Annotated in this window: 15 protein-coding genes; 13 read left to right on the top strand and 2 right to left on the bottom strand. The window is 40.3% G+C overall.

Annotation, left to right across the window (positions count from 1 at the left end; genetic code table 11):
- Positions 1-494 precede the first annotated feature (494 nt).
- Positions 495-3329, bottom strand: coding sequence for an EAL domain-containing protein (locus tag FE785_RS06215; RefSeq protein ID WP_138564928.1), 2835 nt, complete (start codon positions 3327-3329; stop codon positions 495-497).
- Positions 3330-3750: 421 nt separating this feature from the next.
- Here FE785_RS06215 and FE785_RS06210 point away from each other — a divergent pair, with 421 nt between their 5' ends.
- The 4 genes from FE785_RS06210 (at position 3751) to FE785_RS06195 (ending at position 9061) form a co-directional block, all read left to right on the top strand.
- Positions 3751-4545 (top strand): motility protein A, encoded by a 795-nt coding sequence (locus FE785_RS06210; RefSeq protein ID WP_138564927.1) that lies wholly within the window; start codon positions 3751-3753, stop codon positions 4543-4545.
- The gene (locus tag FE785_RS06205; protein ID WP_138564926.1) at positions 4542-5282 is read left to right on the top strand and encodes an OmpA/MotB family protein; all 741 of its coding nucleotides are present in this window, start codon (positions 4542-4544) and stop codon (positions 5280-5282) included. The genes FE785_RS06210 and FE785_RS06205 overlap by 4 nt, the downstream gene beginning before the upstream one ends.
- A gap of 137 nt (positions 5283-5419) precedes the next feature.
- Entirely contained in the window at positions 5420-6484 is a 1065-nt protein-coding gene (locus FE785_RS06200) for a response regulator (protein WP_138564925.1), read from the top strand.
- A 15-nt stretch (positions 6485-6499) separates the two neighbouring features.
- Positions 6500-9061: an ATP-binding protein gene (locus FE785_RS06195; protein ID WP_138564924.1), complete on the top strand. Its 2562-nt coding sequence runs from the start codon at positions 6500-6502 to the stop codon at positions 9059-9061.
- 722 nt (positions 9062-9783) lie between these two features.
- Here FE785_RS06195 and FE785_RS06190 read toward each other — a convergent pair.
- Positions 9784-11049 carry an MFS transporter gene (locus FE785_RS06190; protein WP_138564923.1) on the bottom strand — a complete coding sequence of 422 codons (1266 nt, stop codon included), beginning with the start codon at positions 11047-11049 and terminating at the stop codon, positions 9784-9786.
- 264 nt (positions 11050-11313) lie between these two features.
- Between FE785_RS06190 and FE785_RS06185 the strand changes: the two genes are divergently transcribed.
- The 9 genes from FE785_RS06185 to FE785_RS06145 all read left to right on the top strand — a co-directional run bounded on the left by FE785_RS06185 (position 11314) and on the right by FE785_RS06145 (position 20584).
- A complete protein-coding gene (locus FE785_RS06185; protein ID WP_138564922.1) occupies positions 11314-12057 on the top strand; it encodes an MBL fold metallo-hydrolase in 744 nt (247 codons plus the stop codon).
- Between the two features lie 80 nt (positions 12058-12137).
- Positions 12138-13235, top strand: a complete 1098-nt coding sequence (locus FE785_RS06180) for a YeeE/YedE family protein (protein WP_138564921.1) — start codon at positions 12138-12140, stop codon at positions 13233-13235.
- Between the two features lie 39 nt (positions 13236-13274).
- Positions 13275-13850: a class I SAM-dependent methyltransferase gene (locus FE785_RS06175; protein ID WP_138564920.1), complete on the top strand. Its 576-nt coding sequence runs from the start codon at positions 13275-13277 to the stop codon at positions 13848-13850.
- 103 nt (positions 13851-13953) lie between these two features.
- Positions 13954-14607, top strand: coding sequence for an ArsR/SmtB family transcription factor (locus FE785_RS06170; RefSeq protein WP_138564919.1), 654 nt, complete (start codon positions 13954-13956; stop codon positions 14605-14607).
- A gap of 635 nt (positions 14608-15242) precedes the next feature.
- Positions 15243-15830 carry an ANTAR domain-containing response regulator gene (locus FE785_RS06165; protein WP_138564918.1) on the top strand — a complete coding sequence of 196 codons (588 nt, stop codon included), beginning with the start codon at positions 15243-15245 and terminating at the stop codon, positions 15828-15830.
- Positions 15831-15836: 6 nt separating this feature from the next.
- On the top strand, positions 15837-16997 hold the full coding sequence (locus tag FE785_RS06160) for a CmpA/NrtA family ABC transporter substrate-binding protein (protein WP_138564917.1): 1161 nt from the start codon (positions 15837-15839) through the stop codon (positions 16995-16997).
- A 293-nt stretch (positions 16998-17290) separates the two neighbouring features.
- Positions 17291-18694 (top strand): CmpA/NrtA family ABC transporter substrate-binding protein, encoded by a 1404-nt coding sequence (locus FE785_RS06155; protein WP_138564916.1) that lies wholly within the window; start codon positions 17291-17293, stop codon positions 18692-18694.
- A 73-nt stretch (positions 18695-18767) separates the two neighbouring features.
- Positions 18768-19766 (top strand): ABC transporter permease, encoded by a 999-nt coding sequence (locus tag FE785_RS06150; RefSeq protein WP_138564915.1) that lies wholly within the window; start codon positions 18768-18770, stop codon positions 19764-19766.
- Positions 19767-19789: 23 nt separating this feature from the next.
- Positions 19790-20584 carry an ABC transporter ATP-binding protein gene (locus FE785_RS06145; RefSeq protein WP_138564914.1) on the top strand — a complete coding sequence of 265 codons (795 nt, stop codon included), beginning with the start codon at positions 19790-19792 and terminating at the stop codon, positions 20582-20584.
- Positions 20585-20632 lie beyond the last annotated feature (48 nt).

Raw genomic sequence — 20632 nt, 5'->3', positions numbered from 1 at the left:
AAAACTGTTTTTGTGAGTCACTCTTTTTCTATCAGAGTTCAATCACAAAAAATCAAACCTCCAACTGAGTAAAAGCTTATATGTTTCGAATGTTTATTACTTGAACCCTATAAAATAAGAAACTATTTCATATTCTTCTCTACCATCTAATGCAGCACCTAGAGGCTTTTAAGACCAAGAGTGGCTAAAAAATTCAGGCCTTACCAATTAACCCGTATTTAGTGTTTTAAAGTTTTCTTTTTATGACTAAGTGCTGACTAGTTATTTCATGCTGATTAAAACATTAGTGAAAACTTCATGACACTATGTTGACACAGTTATGTCAACAAACTTTTGAGAAAATAGCGTTTGTGAAAAGGGAAGGGGTTATATCCGCACCCCCTCCCTTGAAGGCCAAGGTTCCCATGTCATCCCCTCCCTGTAATCTTTATGTATTTTCACCACTGATGAAGATGAAATTAGCTCTTGTTTAATACATAGCCTTATTGGAAATATTAGTCTCTTTTTTGTTTACCAAGATAGTCAATAAAATCATTGAAACAGCATGGCTTACAATACAAGTAGCCCTGAAATATGAGTCCTTCATATTTATTAAAGAAGTTAACTTGATCTTCAGTTTCAATTCCTTCAATTACCACCTTGTAATGCATATGATTTGCAATCGCAAGCATCGTTTCTACTAGCATAACGTCGTCAGGATCTGTTGTGATATTTTGTACAAAAACTCGATCAACTTTTAACTCATGAATAGACAATGATTTAATGTAAGAAAGAGAGGAATATCCAGTTCCAAAATCATCAATAGAGAACTTTAAACCTTTTTCTGATAATTGATGCATTACATTTCTAATATCATGAATGTTCTTTAAAAAGATACCCTCAGTAATTTCTAAGGTAAGTTTATTTGCAGGGACATTATATTTTTTCAGTATAGAAAGAACTTTTTCAACAAAGTCCTTTTGTACAATCTGGCGAGGGCTTATGTTAACTGATAACTCATAGCTGTTACCTTCTTGGATGGCTAATGCCATCTCTTTAATTGTCGTGTCTAAAAGCCAGGATCCTATTTCAATGATTAAATCGTTTTGCTCAGCCATCGGAATAAATACGTCTGGAGGAATGTATCCTTTTTCTGGGTGAAACCATCTCAACAGCGCCTCAGCCCCCATAACCTTGCCAGACTGGTCTACTTGAGGTTGATAATAGACTTTGAATTGCTCGCGTTTCAATGCGCTCTTCAATTCTTGCTCGATTTCAAAGGTTTCGATGGCTTTTGTTTGAAGAGACTTCTCATAAATCTGTACTTGATTTCCACCGTTTGCTTTGGCGAAGTGTAAGGCGGTATTTACATTTTTCAATACATCATCAACGCCATCAACATGGGCATCCAGAATATCAGCAATACCTATACTCACATTTACCATCAATTCTTTTTTATTAAAAGAAATTGGCTTTTTTAAATGCTCTAATAAAACTTGCCCTTGTTGATAGGCATGCTCATAGGTGTTTCGTGATATTGCTATTGGAAGCAATACGCCAAATTCATCCCCATTTAACCTTGAGAGAATGCTCTCTTTTGGCAATGAATCTTGAATTATATGAGCAAACTGCTTTAAAAATAGGTCACCTTGATGCTTTCCAACTGCATCATTTATATCCTTGAAACGGTCGATGTTAATAAGGAATAAAAAGCTAGTATTGTTATTTTTTTTCTGAATCGAGTTCAAAGACAGGTTATCGGCGATTGCATCAGCTATATAGCGTTCAAATTGGTTGGCATTTGGTAGCCCAGTTAAATTATCGAAATTGGATAAGTGATAGATTTTTTTCTGGCTCTCTTTCTCTTTGGTAATATCTCGTTGAATGCTTAAAAAGCCGATTGTTTGATTCTTTTCAACTATGGGAGCAATAGTGCTTTCTAGAACTTGTCGTTGACCATTTTTATGAGCATTAACAATCTCTCCATTCCAAATTTCTCCTTGCAGAAGAGTTTTCCAGAGATTTTCATAGACCTCAACAGGCGTTTCTCCATAAGCTAACATTCTCGGGTTTTTCATATACAGTTCGTTTAAGGTGTAGCCCGACTGTTTTAGAACCGCATTGTTCACATATTCAATTTGGCCCTCCAAGTTTGTGATGGTGATTCGAACGGGGCTTTGTTCAATTGCAAGATTGAGTTTTTTAAGTTGCAAATTATTAGATTTTAATTGTCGATTGCCTAAATGAATTACTTGGTTTTGACGAAATAAATAAAGAGAAATCATCACAAAAGATAATAAAAGAAATGCTAGTAAAATAGTGATATAGCCTTTCCAGTGCTGCCAAATATCCTTAGCGGTCACATTATCTAAAGTTTCAAAGGGTCCTACTCTCATAGATCTCATGACTTCTTCAATATTGTTATAGTCTTCTGCGACCTCAAAACCCGAAGCATTAATAGTTTTAGCCACATCACTTTCTGGTGTAATTTTCATGAGCTCCAAGATGACTTTTTTGATTAGTTTTTTATCGGTTGATAAAAACGCAAAAAGAGGCCATTCGGCATACAGTTCAGTACTATGAATTAAGGACATGTGATCATCTGTTTTCTGGTTGATGATTTTGAGTTGATTTTTCGAGATAAGACCTTGTTTTATCAAGTTCTCAATTACTCCTGAGCGAACAAAACCAACATCAACCTTGTTATCTAAAACATGAAACACAACACTTTTTTGAGGCGCGCCGGTTTCAATCATTTTTAAATTGTCTGTGGAATCTATAAGTCCATTTTTAATAAGTTCTTGTGCCTGCATCTGAAAGCCACCAAAAGACTTTAAGCTCCACGTAGCAATTCGCTTATTAAGGATATCTTCTAATGTATTGATGTCTGGCCTTTCCGCAGAAGTAAAAATAACACCTGCAAACTGTGTATAACTTTTATTTGCCTGCTTGTTTGCAAGAGTTAATAAAGGCGTAGTTAAATCATAAGTATGCGCTAATTCAACAAAGTGAGCAGGCTGAGTCAACACAAAATCAACAGAAGCAAATCGAATTTGATTCTCTAACTCTTCATAATTACCTATATACATTTCGAAATGATGGTCGGGAATTCTGTTATTCAAATAAGTAATTAATGGCTGCCAACGCTTTTCATCAACGTTTTTATCTTTGTATGACAGGATGCCTATTTTAACCTCTGTAACTGGTGTTGAAGGTACGGTTGCATGCGCGGGAAATGCAAAACCAATGATTAAGAAAATTGATAATAACGAATTTCGATTATTGAAAGATGTTACATAAAGTACTTGTCTAAGGGAGATAGATAAAAAGTGACCACATTCTTTTAGCATATTTATATGTCCTTTCGTTAAAGGAACTAAATCACATCAAAGTTTAACAATATTCAAAATTGAAATTTGACATAAAAGCTTTGCGCGATTTATTAGATTTCTTGTTTATTTCACTAAGTATATAGCTTTTAGGCCAGATAACAATTTCAATGTTACATAACTGAATGTTTATTCAAAGTTGTACAATATAAACGATATAATTATACAAATGTGGTTAATGGTTGTACAGGATGAAGTGTAATAACTGCAAGGTTACAGTTTTATGACATTATTAAAATCAATTAGATTTTTTTAAAAAAACAAAAATTAAGTATCACAATAAATTTCACAATAAGTAAAACACTGATAGCCTGTTAATATATGTTTAGCCTTTAATTGATGAGGTTAAATATCTGTAAAATGTAAATTAAGAGATTTTGTGATGCATATATCCGTATCAGCGCTTCTTGGCTTTTTATTAGGTGTATTCCTTTTCATCTCGGCCATCATTCTTAACACTAACAATTTATTAATGTTTTTCAGTCTATCGAGTTTTTTGATGGTTGTTGGGGGGACATTGGCTTCGGCAATGATCTCTTACGAAGGAAGAAATGTTTTATTAGCAATAAAAGAAATTGGTTATGCCTTGGTTGCTTCTAAAGTAAACCCTGTTACTTTTTACAAAGATGTTGGTACTTTAATAGACTGGTCGCAAATTGCTAGGCAGGAAGGCGTAATTAAGTTGGAACAGGCAATTTCTATTCCCAGTGGGGAACTTAACTTTTTAAAGCAGTCCTATACTTATTTAGTGAACGGATATAGTGGAAATAAACTGAAAAGTTTGATGCTTCACCAACAACAATACATATATGAACGCAATATGGTTCAAGCAAAAGTTTTACTTACAATGGCCTCGGCGGCACCAGCTTTTGGCATGGTTGGAACGCTTGTTGGTCTAATAATAATGTTAAACCACATGGAAGGCGATTACTCGCAGATGGGGTCTGGTTTAGCTATTGCGTTGCTAACAACTTTATATGGTGTTTTATTGGCACAAATTGTTCTTAAACCAGCAGCAAGAAAAGTTGAACAAAAACAGGATCTCGAATTTTACAGAAACCAAATTTTAATTGAAGGCTTAACTTTGTTATCTGAGGGAGCATCTCCTTTTGTTATTGAGGATGCTATGAATGCCTACATCGAACCCAAGTATCAATTCAGTAGAACAAAACGATGACAGATAAATCCACAGTCGCTTTTCAAAATAAACAGGCAAATAAGATTGATCCAGAAGAAAAGTTCATTACGTTGTCGAGTTTTGAGAAAAAGAAACTTGTCGAAGAGAGTGATGATTGGTTGATTACTTATGCAGATGCAGTCACTTTATTACTGGCTTTTTTTGTTTTGATTTTGTCAGTATCGAATGTAAGCCAAGAGAAGTTTGAGAATATTAGTCAAGCAATTAATGAACAATTGCTGGAAAAGGACGATTACAAATCTCCTTTACAAGACTTATATTCAAAATTAAAAATCGTTTTTGAAAAAAATGATATTAATGTTATTGGCTCGCTAAGAAAAGAAGAAAATTCTCTTAAAATTGATTTGCCAAGTGAGCTGCTTTTTCCTAGCGGTTCAAGTAACTTAGGTAAGTCTTCATTGGATATGATTTCTGACATTGCTGATCAAGTCAAAACATTTCCTTTAGATAACTTTAAAGTTGAAATAGAAGGGCATTCGGACGATATTCCTATCCATACCCAACAATTCCCATCGAATTGGGAGCTTTCTGCTAGCCGTGCAATTTCAGTTTTAAAAGTCTTTATCGACAGAGGCGTTGATTCATCAAAACTCAAAGCGGTAGGTTACGCTGATACCAAACCTAAACGTCCTAATAGAGACTCAAAAGGCCTACCAATCGAATTGAATCAACAGATCAACAGGAGAGTTGAAATTATCATTAAAAAAGATTTTTAATCTAATCAGCATTAAATCTGCTAGATGTCTTTAAGAATTGTTTTTATTGGAATTTGAACCATGTAAATTTTGTAGATATTATTTGACATTTGTAAAGCATGGCTTTTATTGTGTATTTAGGTTACATGGAGAGGTGAATGGAAGTAAAGGTATCCGATTTGAAGTCATCCAAAATTTTAGTTGTAGATGATAATCAGGTAAACCTTAATGTAATAGAGGCAACTTTACATAGTCTTGATTACCATAATATTACGTGCATTAAGCAACCATTAGATTTGATAAAGCTCTTCGAAGAACAATCGTTCGATTTAGTGTTGCTTGATATCAATATGCCATTAATGGATGGTTTTGCCGTACTAGCTTTGATGCAACAAATGCTCGATTCAGATACTCTGCCACCGGTGATTATGCTTACTGCTCAAGTCGACGAGGAAAGTAGAGTTAAAGCTCTGGAAGGCGGAGCTAGCGATTATATTACTAAGCCCTTCAATAGAATTGAACTGCTTAAACGAGTTTCAATTCACCTTGAAAATCATCATGCCAAACGCTTGTTGAAATCTGAAAACGATATTTTAGATCAGAAGGTTCGAGAACGGACTGCAATGCTTGAAAAAGCAAAACTTGAAATAATCTACCGTTTAGGACGGGCCGCTGAGTATCGAGATAATGAAACAGGAAATCATGTAAAGCGAGTCAGTTTAATAGCTGAGGCAATTGCAGAAGAACTCGGCCAGGATCGAGAGTACTGTCAATTGATAAAAGTCGCTTCACCTATGCATGACGTTGGAAAAATTGGCGTATCCGATACTATTTTGCTTAAACCAGGAAAACTCACGGATGAGGAGTTCATCCTGATGAAAGGCCACGTCAAAATTGGTGCTGAAATTCTTTCAGAAAGTGATTCACCTATGCTAAAAATGGCTTATCAGATTGCTTTGACGCATCATGAGAAATTCAACGGAACAGGTTATCCACATGGGTTGAAAGGTCAAGAAATTCCATTGTGTGGTCGTATTGTAGGGCTGGCAGATGTGTTTGATGCTCTGACTTCGGAAAGACCATACAAAAAGGCCTGGTCGACTAAATCGGCATTAGAATTAATTCTTCAACAGAAGGGAGAGCATTTTGATCCAGATGTCGTTGAGGCTTTTCTTAAAGTCTTTCCAAAAGTTGAAGCGATTGCTACACAGTTTGTCGATTAGATTGGTATTTAGAAGATGCGTAATCTAGATACATCATCAAGCCTGCTAAAACTCAATGTTAAGTTGTTTATAGTCAGCATTGGTCTTTTGATTCTTTTGAGTCTGGTTTCACTGCTTTTCATTCATAACTACAATCTAGAAAAAGTCAAGAAACAACACTTTACTAAACAAGCATTACTTCTCGAAGAGCGTGTTGATAAAAAAGCCAAAATTCTTCATGCGGCTACGTTGGTATTAGCCAATAACTCAATTGTTCGCCAGGCCTTAATTTATGAAGATAGACAATCATTAATTAATGAAATGGGTCGGCTTCGTGAGCAGTTTGCTTACTGGACTGGTTTTATTAATTATGCTTTTCATGCAATCACCTTCGATGGACGTTCTCTTTATAAAGACTATGACCCAGAAAGTTACGGGCAAGACGTAAGTAAACATCCGTTAATCCGAAAATCGATGGCTGATACATCGCGCACTTTCACACAGATTGGACAAGGTGGATTTGCAAATGTTTATCGAATCATTAATAGCCAACCAGTTTTTGCTATAGATAATTCTGAAGAGCTAGTGGGTTTCATGACGGTTTCACAAGGACTCAAGCAAATTGTTGAAGAATTTAAAAATGATGGGCTGGAATATTATGTCTTTGAAAGATTGCGAGACAGTGATGGATATTTAACCTCAAGATTTGTTGTGGATCGAGCGCCATATTTTTCAAAGGACAGACAATTTAGTGACTGGACATTCAATTCTAAAGACTTAAGTTCAGGTAGTTTGAAGCTACGTGATGGTTGGTATTATCAGGCTCACCCAATATTTGACGCTGAAGACAATATTGCGGCATTTCATCTAATCATGGTTCCTCAAGACCAGATTTCAAATCAGGCATGGATTCAAACTTTGCAGGTAGGAGTTGTTCTTTTATTGGCAATTCTCATCGTGATTGCAGGCGGATTATTGCAGCTAGGTTTGCTAAGAGAGTCGGTGCTGAAACCGATGCGCCATCTCACGCAGGCACTAAAAGATATTATTAATACCGAGCGTTATGATAAGCAAGTTCAGGTTAGACGAGATGATGAAATCGGGGTTGTAACTGATTTGTTTAATCAGATGCTTTTGAAAACGGATCAACTCATTTTTGATTTGAAGTACCAAAAGATAGCGATTGATAAAACGCTGATTATTTCGCGTGCCGATAGGTATGGCACGATTACGGATGTTAATGATAATTTTTGCACAATTAGTGGGTATTCAAGGCAAGAACTAATTGGCCAGCCTCACAGCATTGTACGCCACCCTGAAATGGATAGAGCGGTTTTCAAGGAAATGTGGGCGACGATTCAGTCTAAAAAAATCTGGCAGGGAGAAATCCGAAATCGACGAAAAGATGGATCGTCATACTATGTTATGTCCCACATTATCCCAATGCTGGATTGCAAAAATGAGATTCAAGAGTACATGTCCATTCGAGAAGACATTACTCTGATTGTTGAATTAAGAGAAGGGCTTGAACGAGCTCTCTTACAGGCTGAAAAAGAGGCGCAAGTAGCAAAACAAGCGAACCAGGCTAAGTCAGAATTTTTGGCCTCAATGAGTCATGAGTTGCGTACACCTCTGAACGCTATCATTGGCTATGCGCAGCTACTGGAGCTAGAGCCGTTAGAGGACGAACCGCTTGATGAGGTTCAAACTATCTTAAAAAGCGGTAAGCACTTGCTTGCATTGATTAATGATATTTTGGATTTTGCTAAGATTGAAAGCGGGCGGGTTGAGTTTAATTTTGAGTTATTGGGTGTTAAAGATTTAGTTTCAGAGGTGGTTAAGCTTACAGAAACCCAAGCAAAGCAAAAGGGAATTCAAATAATCGTTAAGCCTATGGCGCAAGACGTCCTGATTGAAACAGACCGATTGAAGTGCAAACAGGTGTTGCTCAACATTCTGTCTAATGCGGTTAAATACAATCGTGATAATGGCGAGGTAATACTATCTTGTGAGAAGGTTGAGGTATCCGGGGTGCCTTATTGGAAGATGATAATCACTGATACAGGTGTTGGCATTAGAAAGGAAGATATTGATAAGCTTTTTGAACCCTTTAATCGTCTTGGATATGAAAGTTCGAACATACAAGGTACCGGGATTGGCCTAAGTATTACTAAAGAATTAGTCGAAAAGATGAAAGGCATCATTGAGGTTGAAAGCACCTATGGTCAAGGTTCAACTTTTAGTTTGTATTTTCCGATTTCAAAGGTTGCGGTTGCTCCAGCCTTAAAAGAAACCACTTCAGCATCAGCTAGTTTTAAAATTCTTTATATCGGTCATGACTTGACTGTTATGAATGCATTAGTGCGAGCTAGTGCTGAATTGGAGTCTGTCGAGCTTAAAATTGCACCAACTGCGCAAAATGGCTTAGATCAAATGCACAAGTTCAATCCAGCCTTGGTGCTTATTGACGCTAGCTTGTCCGAACGAAATCAACTAGTCACTCAGATTGAGCAATATAGTTTTCCGATACAATATATTTCCCAAGAAGATCTTGAACGATTAGACGAAATTATTAAGGTTTACTTAAACAAGCTCTAAAACCGATTCGATGATTTATGAATAAGACTGATTAATTAACTCCTAAATCGAGACTGCTAAAGGCAAAAATACCTTCTATTCCATAAGATGATTGGCAATAGCTGTGTTCATTATATTTTCTCAATGTATTTGAGCGGCTTTGATGGAGATGGATTCGGTCTTATTTGCTCGGCGATTCTTCAAAAAGAAATGCACTTTGAATGCATTTAACTATCTAAGTTATTGATTTTTTGTTGGCAGGAATGCATTTATCGATTATACAACATGCACCTGGAATGCATTTTTTTAGAGTCTAAATCCCTTGGTAATCCTTGTATTACAAGATACACAGAGATAAAATGCAGATTCTAGAAGTTACTTCAACCTCTGTTTACGCATAACTTAAAATCCCCCGGTGGAAACACTGTGCCGGTTCGACTCCGGCCCTGGGCACCATTCCTAGTTTTTCTTGTTGTGTAAGTTATTGTTTTTATTGACCTTTATTTTTCTTATAAAGTGTTGAATCAACTCTGTATACATCCCTTTTCTGATTGTTTATATCTCCCTTTTAGAATTTTCTGGTTCCTTATTCCGGAACCCCAATCATTTTCCCTGCGTTATTAAATTTGAATGACTTTTAAATTTTACGAAAGAAAAAAAGCCTTATCTAAAATAAACAAGGCTTTTTTGGCGGGATTAAAATTATTTTATGAAAAGCTCTATCGACCTTAAACGGCGAACTGTTATGCTTTATAAGGTTTTAAAGCCAATTGGACCCATAGGCCTGATAACAACATCATCACACCTACGAAATAGAAAGGCCAAACAACCGATTCAGTATAGAACGCCAATACTCCCATTAGTAAAGCTCCTGCTGCGTAACCAAAATCACGCCAAAAACGATAAATTCCCAAAATACTGGCTCGCCATTTAGGTTCGCTAACATCTGCAACAGCTGCTCCCAGTGTTGGGTAGAGCATAGCCATTCCAAAGCCCATTACAGCCGCCAATAATGACCATGCCCAAACGCTTTCAACCCAGACAAATAAGAGGCTACTGATTCCGCAAAGCCAAAAGCCTCCTACGATTAATCCACGGCGCCCCCATTTATCGGATAGAGGTCCGGTAATCAACTGTGATGCACCCCATACCACACCATAAATAGCGATAATTGCGCTGGCTTGAATTAGAGTTTGAGCTTGACTCATTAAGAATACCGGCATAAAAACCCATACCAGTGCATCAATGAATTTCTCTACAAGCCCTGCCTGATTGAGGGCCATCAGCTCTTTTTGCTTGAATGTGGCATAAATCATCATACTTTTCAGTGAAACCGGCTCATTACTGACGGTTTCGCCTTTAGCTGCCAATGCCTCTCGGTGAACTTCTTGATGCAATTTTGACCATGGGTGGGTATCGATTACTTTCCATAATGCTAGAAATAACCCAAGACCGATGACAACTAACCCAAATCCGAGTAACGCCTCGCGAGCACCATACTGTTCCGCCAAATAGGCAGTAATCCAGCCAGCAATACCTACTGCTGCGTAACCTGAGAATTCGTTAAATCCGTTGATCAAACCTTTCTGGCTTGCTTTTGCCAAATCCAGTTTGCTGTTAAGAGACATTGACCAACACAAACCTTGGTTAAGGCCCAGAAAAACCATAGCCCACAATATCCATGCCCACGATTGAGCGTAGAAGATTAGAAGTGGGACCGGTATAGCTAGAAGCCAACCTGCAATCAATAAACGGCGACGACCAAAACGGTCACTAAGATGACCGGCCAGTAAATTCATAATGGCTTTAACAAGTCCAAAGATCAAGACAAATAAAGCCAAACTCATAAAAGCTTGTGCTGCGAGTCCAAACTCACTTTCTGCCAATCCCGGCAAAACGGTACGGGTCATTCCAATGGTTAGGCCAACTAGGAACACTTGTATCAACTGCTGAATGATTTGCTGTAGGTTGACATGGATGCCGTGTTCGATGTTTGAAGTGAGAGACATGTGTTGCTCCTGAGAAAAATATAATTCAACTGATTGGTTGAATGGTACGGGCTCTGGCTAAATAAAGCAAACCAGGTGGATCTTTTTTCCCCTAAAAGAATTGATGAAGCATAAAAAACTTTATTCAACCATTTGGTTGAATAAAGAATTGAAGGTGGGTATAGTGGCTTATATTCAACTAAATGGTTGAATATTGGTGCTTAACTAAGCAGTGTGCATTCAACATGCATTTAGAACTTTTGGAAGTCATAGAGGAATATACTCATGTTTTTATTTCAGCATACGCCGGCATCAGAACCGGGTTCTTTGTCTTATCTGTTAGGTTGTGTTGGCCAAGGTTTAGGCATTGCTGTAGATGTTCATCAAGATGAAATTGATTTGTATTTGGATGTGGCGGAGAAAAAGGGCATCAAAATAGCCTACGTTATCGATACACATGTTCATGCAGATCACTATTCTGGAGGCTATGAGTTAGCACAAAGAAGTGGTGGGCAATACGCCTTGCACAAAGATTCTCCTGCACAGTGCGATTTTATGCCACTGGATGACCGTCAAATCGTGAAAGCTGGAAATGTAGAAGTAGAAGTCATGTATACACCGGGACATACGGATGACAGCATTATATTAATGGTGACAGACCGTTCCCGAGCAGACGAGCCTTGGTTTCTGGTAACGGGCCACACATTGTTTGTAGGCAGTGTCGGGCGTCCGGATCTTCACGGAAGAGAAGAGGAAATGGCCAATAAGCTATACGACTCTATTCACGGACGTATCCTGCCTCTGTCGGACACCATGGAAATTCTGCCAGGGGCTCAAGCAGGCAGTGTATGCGGTGCAGGCATCAGCGGGAAACCTATGTCTACCCTTGGTTTTGAAAAACGTTACAACGCTACGCTAAAGCTGGACCGTGAAGCGTTTGTAAAACAGGTCGCGGGAACAGTTCTACCAGAGCCGGACGCGATGAAAGGCATTGTGGCCTTCAATCTTAACCCTAGCCAAAAATCATAACCTTTAATAAGAAATAAAAAGTAATAGACATCCTTGAGTCTCATAAGCGAGATTTATTGGATGCACCGAGGAAAACAAATATGGAATTATTAACGGCATTCTGGCCTTATTACATTGGTATATTGGCATTAGCAGTAATCTTCGGGTTTACCGCTCAACGCAGTGCGTTTTGTCCTGTCGGTGGTATGCGTGATTGGATGAGTCAAAAACAATTTGCCCGTTTAGGAACTTATTTCGGCGCAATAGCAGCGGCCATGATTTTCACATCGATTGTTGAGGGCGCCGGCTGGGTAGATCTTTCACAGACGATGCCTCCGTATCGTAGCGCTGAATTTAGTTGGGGACGCTATATCATTGGCGGGTTCATTTTCGGCTTCGGGATGGTTTTAGCGGCTGGATGCGGGATGCGTAACCTTGTACGCGTTGGACAAGGGAGCTTTAAAGCCGTATGGCTGGTCGCATTGATGTCTCTGATGGCCTACTTGATGACACGCACGGACTTTTATGCAAATTGGATTTTGCCAATCGTATCTCCGTTGAGCGTAACTTTTGAACAAAGCGGTGCACAAGATCTTGCCAGCATCATCAGCGGTAAAAGTGAGTACTCAGCTACATTGCGTTGGATTCTGGGCGTAGTAATCGGCCTTGGCGTGTTCTTCTGGTTGCTGAAATCCTCTACATTTAAACAGGTTAAGCCAATCGCAACGGCTTTGATTATTGGTGGAGTCATTACTGCCGGATACAGTCTTACAGGTGGTTCTTATGCTGAATATGTTCAAGGTGAGGCATCTTTTATGGATATTCCTCCAGCTGGACTAGGCACTCAATCATTTACGTTTGCCGCTCCGATGGGCGATGTGGTTTACTGGCTATCTGAACCTCATTGGGCGTTGGTAAGTTTTGGCGTACTGGCTGTATTAGGCATGGTCATTGGCTCGGCTATCAGCTCAGTACTTCAAGGAAGTTTTAAATTGGAAGGGTTTTCATCCGGCAAAGATTTCATCATCTCAAGTCTTGGTGCTTTATTAGTTGGATTTGGCGCCGTATTGGCAATGGGGTGCTCAATCGGTCATGGTCTTTCCGGCGCTGCGACGCTTGCTTTAGGGTCATTTGTCGCCTTAGTATCAATCCTCGCTGGCGCTTATACAGGTATTCGTTTAGAGTCACGTTGGCAATAACGTTAATTGCCGCAATTTAACTCAATGGGTTGCTAGTAAATGAAAGTTCCACAAAGCGACATGCCAGAACAAGAGGTATGGGAAAGCTTTTTTGACCCTACCGGACTGATGCAAACATTTCTGCCAGATGCACCTCTGGCTGGGGATGCGGCTGAATTCGGTGTGGGTTATGGAACTTTCACCAAGGCCTTAATGTCATCGGTTAAAGGAAAAATCCATGCCTATGATATTGAGCCTAAAGCATGTTCAGATTTGAAAGCGCGGTTTAATGATTTCATTCCAGATAGATTGCAGATTCATTGTAAGGATGTGTTATCTGAGGGGGCTGGAATGGATTCTGGTTCGCTTAGTTTGGTAACGGCATTTAACTTGTTACACTTTGGCGATCCTCAGCGTTTATTAAGCCATGTTTATGACATCTTAGAGTCAGGAGGACATCTTCTGATTATTCATTGGCGTAGCGATATTGAAACGCCCCGTGGACCGGATTTAGCGTTACGACCAACTCCTGAAACTGTGAATCAGTGGTGTCAGAAAGCTGGATTCAATCTGGTTCGAAACCCAGACATTAGTGATAGCTGTCCGTGGCACTTTGCGGTCATTGCAACTAAATAGATTCGACTCACAGCAATCAGGCATTACACATCATCATTTAGATGATGTAACTGTCTTTTTTTCATATAGAATGAATTTTCTATTTATAGAAGAATTTTGAACAATGTCATCTCAACCACTTAAACGCAATTTATTTGAGCAACTTGCACAGGTGAGTAAATCCTTGGGTCAAGCTAATCGTCTGATGATTCTGGATATTCTTACACAGGGAGAGTGCGATGTAGATACTCTCCATCAAAAACTGGGGCTGAGTGTCGCCAATGTTTCAAAGCATTTACAGAATCTCAAGCAGGCTGGTTTGGTAAAAAACCGTCGTGAAGGTCTACGCATCATTTACGCCTTAAGTGACGACTCTGTGTTTCGCTTAATTGTAAGTCTTCGAGAAGTTGCTGAAACCCAGCTTGAAGAAATGCAATCATTGTTAGCCGAACACATCAAGCCAAATACGCCACTAGAGCCGATTTCGTTACAAGCTTTAAAGAAAATGCAACTCAATGATGAGTCTTTCACATTGCTTGATGTGCGTCCACAAGATGAGTTTTCAGCAGGTCATCTTCCCAGCGCCATTAATATACCTATTGATGAATTGCCAAAAAGCCTTGGAAAACTTAATAACCAGAAACCAGTAATCATTTACTGTCGTGGACCTTATTGTATGTGGTCTCATGAGGCTGTTGAAGCTCTTCGAGCAAAAGGGTATGAAGCGAAACGTTTGAATGAAGGTTATCCTGAGTGGCAAGCACAAGAGGTGCAATAATTATAATAACCGTGTCTTTTTTCTTTGAATCAAGCAGTTGAGTTCAAATATTAGAGTTAAAACAATTAAGGTTTAGTTACTTAATTATTTTATTGCCAAATCGCCACTAATTAACTAGACAGTCGAAGATGTAATTTTCAGGAATGGAATTCTGTATATAATTGATAAGAGAGTTCTTAAAAGAGCAGCGAAAAAAGTAGGTTTTTAGTGTACACAAAGTGTACCTAGAAGGCTTCAAAAGCGCTGAAACTACCGTGGATTGGGCGTTTCGATTTCAGGCCCTGGGCACCATTCTTTTTGAATATCTCTTTTATCTGAAAAAACTTGCTTTTCAGTATGTTACCTCTATTTATAGCTATTCGATTCTCTTTTCTGATTGCTCCTGTTTTGCGCGTTTAATGTCTCTTTTTGCGGCAAATGCCTGTCGGTTTTATTTGCTTTTAAAGGCGCTGCCAGGCACCTTTATGAATAATGTCTTGTTTTGTTTGCGCAATTGATAACTTGGTGCGTTTCTTTCTTTTGTAAATTAAATTAAGCTTAATTAATGGCTGGTTGTAGTGGTTAATTTACGCTCAATATCGTTGTTTAAAATAGGTTGTCTATGAATTGTTTTTGTTCTGTGGTGTTTGGCGCTAATGAGTAAATTAAAGCATGAAATGATTAAGGTGATGCTGGTGGATAAGGATGCCGGGCGTGCCGCTATTCTATCTCAGGCGTTGCTTGATCATGGTTATGAGGTGATTGATCGCGTTGAACCAGGTCCAGGGTTATTAGCTCGGGTGGCTGCTTGTATGCCGGATATGATTGTTGTCGATACCGAGTCGCCGGATCGAGATATTTTGGAAAGCATGTATCTGTTAAGTGAGCATAACCCGATGCCTGTTGTGATGTTTGCCGATGCCGATGATGAGAATGTGATCAATGAGGCGATCCGTTCAGGAGTCAGTGGTTATGTGGTGAAGGGCGTTGATATGAAGCGCGTCAAATCCATTATGAATGTCGCCATTGCTCGATTTCGAGAGTATCAGGCATTAAAGACCGAGTTGATCAAAACCAAGTCCGAATTGGAGCAGAACAAGTTGATAGATAAGGCCAAGCGTTTATTGATGCAGCAAAAAGGTGTTAGCGAGCAAGAGGCGTTTGAAGCGATCCGTAAAAGGTCAATGGACAGTAATCAGAAGCTATATGAAGTGGCCGAAACAATTATCAGCGTGCTGGAGTAGAAAGAGATGCAGAAAATAAATATTGGTTTTATACCATTAAACGATTGCGCGCCTTTGATTGTTGCCAAGGAGCAGGGTTTTTTTGCCGAGCAAGGTTTGGATGTGGTTTTGCACCGTGAAGTATCTTGGTCGAATATCCGCGATAAGTTGGTGTTTGGCCAATACGATGCGGCGCATATGTTGGCGCCGATGTTGATGGCATCAACCTTGGGTATTGGTGGGGTTAAAAAACCGTTGGTCACCGCTTATTCATTCGGTTTAAATGGTAATGCGGTCAGTGTTTCAAATGCGCTTTATGGACAGATGAGCGAGTATGAATCTCAATTGGTGTTAAAGCCGGAAAAAAGTGCTGCAGTGCTTAAAAAGGTAATAGAGTCACGTAAGCAGAATGGTCAGCCGCCTTTAAGGTTTGCGGTGGTGTTTCCTTTTTCGATGCATAATTATCTGTTGCGTTATTGGTTGTCCGAAGCCGGTATTGATCCGGACAAAGATGTGCATATTACCGTTGTGCCGCCTCCGAGTATGGTGAAAGCATTGCAAGAAGATTTGATTGATGCCTATTGTGTCGGAGAACCATGGAATACTCACGCCGTAAAAGAGCAGGTGGGGGTAACTTTGATTACCGGTTATGAGATTTGGAACAATGCTCCGGAAAAGGTGTTGGCGCTCAGAAAGGATTGGGCGGATGCGCATAGTGATATTCATGAAAAGATGATTGTTGCTTTATATCGGGCCAGTGAGTGGATAGATAAAAGCGAAAACCATCAGTTATTAAGTGATTATCTGGCTGCGGAGGAGTATGTCTGCGCGCCGCATGAATCGATTAATAATGCCATTAATGGTGAGGTGTGCAATCCAAGCTGTTCAAGTTGTCGTAAGATTCCGAATTTCTCTTTGCCGTTTAAGTATCAGGCAAACTTTCCGTGGCAATCGCATGCACAGTGGATATTGTCGCAAATGCAGCGCTGGAAACAGATTGGTGATGAGGTGGATATTAAGCAGTTGGCCGAGTCTGTTTATTTAACGGATTTTTATCGCCAGGTTTTGCAAAATCACGGGGTGAAATTGCCCAGTGTGAATTATAAGCAAGAGGGCGTGCATGCCGTACCATGGATGCTTGATGAGATAGAAATGGGCGAAGATAGTTTTATTTTGGTGCAAAAATAGGCGTTGTTTGCATTTTTATGGTTTGTTGGTGTTTAAATAAAGTTTTTTAATTGTGTTAACTTTATGAAATAAAAGTAATAATTGTTATTGGTACGATTTATCCTTAGTATATAGCAAAGTTTTATTGGAGTGTGGACGCTCGTAGTGCCTTGGTTGCAAAACCATGGGTGCTGCGGGCGTTTTTTTTTGATTTTTTAACTCCATAGGCTCGATTAACTCAACAAAGAGTGTTGTGTATAGGCAAAGGCGTCTAATCAAACCAGAATCCATTAGTTATGTAAAAGGAAAATACCATGAAGCCTAACACTATAGCGAGAAGATCATTTCTTAAGAAAACGGCTGCGGCTGTTGCCACGGCGATATCTTTGTCTATTGCACAATATGCCCCCCTTGCAAATGCCGCCGATAAGCTGGGGTATCCGGAAAAAGAAGACTTGAAATTCGGTTTTATCAAACTGACCGATATGGCACCTTTGGCTGTCGCCTATGAAAAAGGTTATTTCGAAGACGAAGGATTATATGTTCAGTTAGAAGCGCAGGCCAACTGGAAGGTTTTGTTGGATCGAGTTATCGATGGGCAGCTTGATGGTGCGCATATGTTGGCGGGACAGCCAATCGCGGCAACTATCGGTTACGGTACCAAGGCCGATGTTATTACACCAATTTCAATGGATTTAAACGGTAACGCCATTACCGTCTCCAATAAAACTTGGGAAGCGATGAAATCTCATGTTGAGATGGATGGTGATAAACCGAAACATCCGATCAGCGCTGCGGCGTTAAAGCCGGTAGTCGAGTCTTACAAAGATGCGGGTAAGCCGTTCAAAATGGGGATGGTTTTCCCGGTATCAACCCACAACTATGAATTACGTTATTGGTTGGCAGCTGGTGGTCTGAATCCGGGGTACTATGCGCCTCATAAAGGTGATAGCTCCGGTACTTTGGATGCGGATGTCCTGCTGTCGGTAACGCCTCCGCCACAGATGCCGGCAACTATGGAAGCGGGCACAATCGAAGGATATTGTGTTGGTGAGCCTTGGAACCAGCAAGCGGTATTCAAAGGTATCGGTGTACCGGTTATCTCTGATAACTCCATCCAGAAAAACAATCCGGAAAAAGTCTTCGGTCTAAGAGAAGACTTCTATGAAAAGTATCCAAACACCACTATCCGCATTGTTAAAGCGATGATCCGTGCCGCGCATTGGTTGGATGCTGAAAACAACAAAAACCGTCCGGAAGCGGTAAAGATCTTGTCGCAACCTAACTATGTAGGGGCCGACTACAAGGTTATCGCCAACTCTATGACCGGTACCTTTGAGTATGAAAAAGGCGACAAGCGTTCTGAGCCTGATTTCAATGTGTTCTTCCGTTATAACGCAACCTATCCATATTACTCGGATGCCATTTGGTATATGACTCAGATGCGTCGTTGGGGGCAGATCTCAGAACATAAACCAGATGCTTGGTATAAGGATATGGCAGCGAAAGTATACCGTCCGGATATTTATAAAAAAGCCGTGGCTGAGTTGGTTGCTGACGGTGTTTTCAAGAAAGAAGACTTTGCCGAAGTTTATAACACCGATGGTTACCGTGGTGTCCAGGATGACTTTATGGATGGCATCCCTTATGACGGCTCAAAACCAAATGAGTATATCGATAGCATGAAGATCGGTTTAAAAGGTGAAACAAAGCTTTAATTTTGACTCAACGCCTGCCTTATCTGAGGCAGGTCTTTTAAACAAATCTTCGTAACGATTAAAGGTGAAGTTTATGAACCCTTTAAAGTGGGCAATTATTGAGCCCTTCTATAAATTGATCATTGGTGAAGACCGTAAAGGTCAGATCAATACCATTGTCAAAATGGTCGGCCTGCCTTTGGCCGGTATCCTAATTTTCTTATTGTTGTGGCAGGGTGCCGCATCAAATATTCAGACCTCTCTAGGGCAATTTCCTGGACCGGTTCAAACTTATGAGCAGTTCCAAGCCTTAAGTGAAGAGGCAGACGCCGAGGCTCTAAAAGAACAAGAGTTTTATCAGCGTCAGGAAGAGCGAAATGCGGCACGCGTGGCTAAAGATCCGGATTATGAACCACGTGTACGTGAATACACTGGGCCGCCAACATTTTTTGACCAGATCGGTCGCAGTTTGATTACGGTCATGAGTGGTTTCATTCTAGCGTCGATTATCGCGATTCCAATCGGTATTGTTATCGGCCTGAGCAGCAACGCCTATGCCGCAGTAAACCCTTTGATTCAGGTATTTAAACCGGTCTCACCTTTGGCATGGCTGCCTTTGGTAACCATGGTGGTTTCTGCGATGTATGTCACCGACGATCCGATGTTTGATAAGGCGTTCTTGAACTCAATGTTTACCGTGTTGCTGTGCTGTTTGTGGCCAACCATTATTAACACGGCTGCCGGTGTCGCGACCGTTACCCAAGACTTGAAAAACGTCAGTCAGGTATTGAGCCTAAGCTGGTGGACACATGTTCGCAAGATTGTTTTGCCATGCTCGATTCCGATGATGTTCACTGGTCTGCGTATCTCTTTGGGTATTGCCTGGATGGTATTGATCGCCGCGGAAATGTTGGCTCAGAATCCTGGTTTAGGTAAGTTTGTGTGGGATGAGTTCCAAAATGGCAGTTCGGATTCTCTGGGACGCATTATGGCGGCCGTAATTGTTATCGGTATTGTGGGGTTCTTCTTAGATCGCGGCATGTTAGTGCTTCAAAAAGCGGTTTCATGGGATAAGTCGGCGGATATCCGCTAAAGCAAGATTGAGGAGAATTAGACATGTCAGAAGTACATTTAGAGTTAACGGATGTTGGGATTGAGTTTCCAACACCGAAAGGGCCTTTTAGAGCGCTTAGAGATATCAATTTAAAGATTGAACAAGGTGAGTTCATCTCGCTGATCGGTCATTCAGGTTGCGGTAAGTCAACGGTACTGAATATTGTTGCCGGTCTTTATGAGGCCTCCGAAGGCGGGGTTTTGCTGGATGGTCGTGAAGTGAATTCACCGGGACCGGAAAGAGCGGTGGTTTTCCAGAACCATTCACTTTTACCTTGGCTTTCGGCTTATGAAAATGTCGAGCTGGCGGTGGATCAGGTGTTTAAAAACACGAAAAGCCCGGCCGAGAAAAAGGATTGGATCGAACATAATTTGAAGTTGGTGCATATGGATCATGCCATGCACAAGCGCCCGGATGAAATCTCCGGCGGAATGAAGCAGCGAGTCGGGATTGCCCGCGCCTTGTCGATGCAGCCAAAAATCATGCTGATGGACGAGCCGTTTGGTGCTCTGGATGCCTTAACCCGAGCGCATTTGCAGGATTCATTGATGGAGATTCAAAAGGATTTGAATAACACCGTCATTATGATTACCCACGATGTTGACGAAGCGGTGTTGCTGTCCGATCGAATTGTGATGATGACGAATGGTCCGGCGGCGACAATCGGTGAGATTCTAAAGGTTGATTTACCTCACCCGCGTGATCGTTTGGCCTTGGCCGATGACCCTACCTACAACCATTATCGCTCTGAAGTGCTACGTTTCTTGTATGAAAAGCAACGCAAGGTGGAGCATTAAGAAAAGCTTTGCGCTTACAACGGTTTTTGAACCGAAGAGGGACCAAAT

The sequence above is a fragment of the Thiomicrorhabdus sediminis genome (assembly GCF_005885815.1).
GTDB classification, from domain to species: Bacteria; Pseudomonadota; Gammaproteobacteria; order Thiomicrospirales; family Thiomicrospiraceae; genus Thiomicrorhabdus; species Thiomicrorhabdus sediminis.
This window is presented reverse-complemented; position numbering and strand designations above follow the sequence as displayed.

Coding starts and splice junctions, on each gene's coding strand:
- FE785_RS06215 (WP_138564928.1), bottom strand. CDS start 3,329: ATGCTAAAAGAATGTGGTCACTTTTTATCTATCTCCCTTAGACAAGTA.
- FE785_RS06210 (WP_138564927.1), top strand. CDS start 3,751: ATGCATATATCCGTATCAGCGCTTCTTGGCTTTTTATTAGGTGTATTC.
- FE785_RS06205 (WP_138564926.1), top strand. CDS start 4,542: ATGACAGATAAATCCACAGTCGCTTTTCAAAATAAACAGGCAAATAAG.
- FE785_RS06200 (WP_138564925.1), top strand. CDS start 5,420: ATGGAAGTAAAGGTATCCGATTTGAAGTCATCCAAAATTTTAGTTGTA.
- FE785_RS06195 (WP_138564924.1), top strand. CDS start 6,500: ATGCGTAATCTAGATACATCATCAAGCCTGCTAAAACTCAATGTTAAG.
- FE785_RS06190 (WP_138564923.1), bottom strand. CDS start 11,049: ATGTCTCTCACTTCAAACATCGAACACGGCATCCATGTCAACCTACAG.
- FE785_RS06185 (WP_138564922.1), top strand. CDS start 11,314: ATGTTTTTATTTCAGCATACGCCGGCATCAGAACCGGGTTCTTTGTCT.
- FE785_RS06180 (WP_138564921.1), top strand. CDS start 12,138: ATGGAATTATTAACGGCATTCTGGCCTTATTACATTGGTATATTGGCA.
- FE785_RS06175 (WP_138564920.1), top strand. CDS start 13,275: ATGAAAGTTCCACAAAGCGACATGCCAGAACAAGAGGTATGGGAAAGC.
- FE785_RS06170 (WP_138564919.1), top strand. CDS start 13,954: ATGTCATCTCAACCACTTAAACGCAATTTATTTGAGCAACTTGCACAG.
- FE785_RS06165 (WP_138564918.1), top strand. CDS start 15,243: ATGAGTAAATTAAAGCATGAAATGATTAAGGTGATGCTGGTGGATAAG.
- FE785_RS06160 (WP_138564917.1), top strand. CDS start 15,837: ATGCAGAAAATAAATATTGGTTTTATACCATTAAACGATTGCGCGCCT.
- FE785_RS06155 (WP_138564916.1), top strand. CDS start 17,291: ATGAAGCCTAACACTATAGCGAGAAGATCATTTCTTAAGAAAACGGCT.
- FE785_RS06150 (WP_138564915.1), top strand. CDS start 18,768: ATGAACCCTTTAAAGTGGGCAATTATTGAGCCCTTCTATAAATTGATC.
- FE785_RS06145 (WP_138564914.1), top strand. CDS start 19,790: ATGTCAGAAGTACATTTAGAGTTAACGGATGTTGGGATTGAGTTTCCA.